The sequence below is a fragment of the Oribacterium sp. genome (assembly GCF_057249185.1).
In genome coordinates this window covers 1-2841 of sequence record NZ_DBHIGR010000226.1, presented here as the reverse complement: position 1 = coordinate 2841, position 2841 = coordinate 1, and the positions used below count along the sequence as shown (strand labels likewise).

Sequence of the window (2841 nt, the reverse complement as noted above, 5' to 3'; positions counted from 1 at the left end):
CCTATCGGGTTATTGACGATAAGTTGGTGACTGTACACGTTTCCGCGCGTATCTTTTAAAAATACACACGCCGCACCCGCTGCTTGGTGCTTAGATTGTAGTACAGTGACCTGCCGTCAGTTTCAAAACTTGACATTCGCTCCAGAAAGCTCTCTGTAGAAACTTATACATTACTGCTTTCATTTCTATAGTAATCTTTTCCTTCAACGCTATCATGCCACAGCTGTACTAAAATACCATATCCCCGGGTAGAAAGCAAGATTTATCCCGCTTTTTTTGCACAAAATCAAAAACATGAGAAAAACCTCTTATCGTCACGAATCCTTGTTTTCGGATTCAATTCCACGCTTCCGTGCGTGTCGCATAAGTATAATAGAAAAAAGAAGTCTTGTAAAGACTTCTTTCACTTGTCAGCCGATATTTGCCTCAAAAAATTCTCCGTATAGTCCTGTGTTCCATCCGGCTCAATCCACATCGCTTCCACATCCGCTCCGCTATCCTGAATCTTCTTCAGAAGCTCTTTTCCCTCTTCCACATCCAGAATAAAAAGAGCCGTAGAAAGCCCATCCGCAAGGCCGGAATCCTTGGTCAAAATGCTTACGGAACGGTGGCGGTCAGCCGGCATCCCTGTTCTCGGGTCCACGATATGGGCATAGCGCTTACCGTTCACTACATAAAAACGCTCGTAATCTCCGCTGGTGACCAAAGAAGTATCTTCAATTTCTCCTGCTACTGCAAACTGTTCTTCATCCTGTCCATCCACATAAAAGGGATTTTCCACGGGGCAAACCCAGCGTTTTCCGTCTCCTCTTTTTCCGATAGCCCGGAGGTTTCCGCCGATATTCAGTAAATAATGCTTGGCACCGGCTTCTTCCAGAAGCTCTGCGGCCCTTTCCACGGACCAGCCCTTGGCAATACCGCCTACATCCAGCTTAAGCTCAGGATCTTGAAAATACACGGTGGAGTTTTCTTCATCCAAAATTAAATCCTCAATATTACAATGTTTGGACGCCTCCAAAAGAGCAGTTTCCTCCGGAAGACTTGCATTTTCCGGATTGGCAATGCCTGCCTCCCGGTAATCGTGCCAGATTCGCAGCACTGCCCCGTAGGCAATATTTACCTCTCCATCGGTCTTTTCATAAATTTCCTTTCCGAACTTCAGTAAGGCCATTATCTCCGGATCCACCTTTACCGGAGCAGTGCCGGCATTTTCATTCACATACTTTAAGTTCTGTACTCCGGGATAATCGTCATACACATCAAAAAGCTGATGGAGCTCCTGCAGGCGCTTATGCACTGCCTTAAAGTTTTTCTGAAAATCACCTTCATTGCCCTCGTAGCCGATGACCAGAGAAACCGTATCAAAGACATCCATAAACTGGTCCTGATAGCGATTCTTCTTTCCGCAGCCGCTAAGAAGAAGGCAGACACTGAGGACAAGGCAAGCGCCAAGGGCAAGACAGGACTTTCGAAGGCGTAAAACAGAAAAAGAAGCATGAGGAAATGTCTTTTTAGTGCTCACGATACAAAATCCCCTCTTCCTCTTTGTGACGGGCAAACCATGTCTTTACATAGGGGCAGGTGGGAAGAATTTTTCCGCCCTGTCCCTTAACCTCTGCAATAGCTTTTTCCACCAAGGTTCCTGCAATCCCCTGTCCTCGGAGAGAGGGGTCCACAAAGGTATGGTCAAACTCATAGACCTTTTCCTCTTCTATATAATAAGGAAAAGTTATTTCCGCCAGTACTTTTCCGGCCTCTTCATAGCGAATCTGATGCTTCTCTATTTTCCATTCCATAAACTGCTCCTTTCTAAAAAACAGCAAAACCGCTCTTCGGTTTAGCCTTTAAATCCATTTTTCAACAAGAAAAAATAAAGATGTCTTCTGTAACAAAGTTAGTTTACTATAACATTTTTTCTTCACAAAAAAAAGCTTCACTTTCCTCCAACAGAACTGAACTGTTCTCCCCGCAGATTAAACCAGTCTGCATTATGGAAAAGAAGCTTTTTTCTATTTTTAGCATTCTCTATGATTTATACGGAAATAACTTAAGCTCTCCTTTATTATATTCTCCCAAATATACTTCGTGTATGCTTTGATAGCCCTGCTTTTTCAATTCTTCTTGAAGCCATTCCTTGTCTTTTTCGATAATGGTCAGAATGTTTTTCTGAAGGTGTCCATCGGTAATCAGGGGAAATTTTGGATTTTCCTCTCCGTATTTTACGATAATTAACTGTCCGTTCTGCTCACAAACAGCCCTTTTCACCTCCGTTACGGAATATACCCGATTGGTTCGTAATTTAAAGGAGAGATCATGGGCGGAAAGTCCCAGCTTTTTACAGTTGTCATAGAGAATAGCCCCCTCATCCACTACGGGAAGGGCAATACCGTCCAGGATCTGCTTCATTTTCACGTTGTGCATCTTCACGTAGCGAAGAAGCAGAACCAGACCGCACCAAATCGCCAGTATCGCCAGATACTCCCAGATCTTGATGTTGTCGTTATAAATTACACCGCCGATAATACCACCCAATACATAGTTTTGCACCGCATCGGAGGCTGTACTGGGTGCCAGATTACCTTTTCCTGAGATGTTAATGACAAAAATCAAAGCCAAAAAGCCGATAAATAACTTTTCCGCTACTAAAATGAATTCCTGCATCCTCTTGCCTCCTAAACGTTTAAAAAAGCCGGGAAAGAAAAATGCTCTCTACGCGCTTTCCTTTCCCGGCCTATCCCGGAGATAGAGAGATTTGAACTCTCGCGCCGGTTTCCCGACCTACCGCATTTCGAGTGCGGACCCTTCAACCACTTGGGTATATCTCCTGATTTTTTGTAAAAA

General features: G+C 44.0%; 3 protein-coding genes and 1 tRNA gene. All 4 read right to left on the bottom strand.

The window, feature by feature from the left end:
- Positions 1–403: 403 nt before the first annotated feature.
- The gene (locus ACO4PX_RS09750) at positions 404–1522 is read right to left on the bottom strand and encodes an FAD:protein FMN transferase (protein WP_485572489.1); all 1119 of its coding nucleotides are present in this window, start codon (positions 1520–1522) and stop codon (positions 404–406) included.
- Positions 1512–1796, bottom strand: coding sequence for a GNAT family N-acetyltransferase (locus ACO4PX_RS09745; protein ID WP_183683849.1), 285 nt, complete (start codon positions 1794–1796; stop codon positions 1512–1514). The genes ACO4PX_RS09750 and ACO4PX_RS09745 overlap by 11 nt, the downstream gene beginning before the upstream one ends.
- Before the next feature lie 229 nt (positions 1797–2025).
- Positions 2026–2661: a DUF421 domain-containing protein gene (locus ACO4PX_RS09740; RefSeq protein ID WP_455025138.1), complete on the bottom strand. Its 636-nt coding sequence runs from the start codon at positions 2659–2661 to the stop codon at positions 2026–2028.
- A gap of 76 nt (positions 2662–2737) precedes the next feature.
- A tRNA-Ser gene (locus ACO4PX_RS09735) sits at positions 2738–2825 on the bottom strand.
- Between the last annotated feature and the right edge of the window lie 16 nt (positions 2826–2841).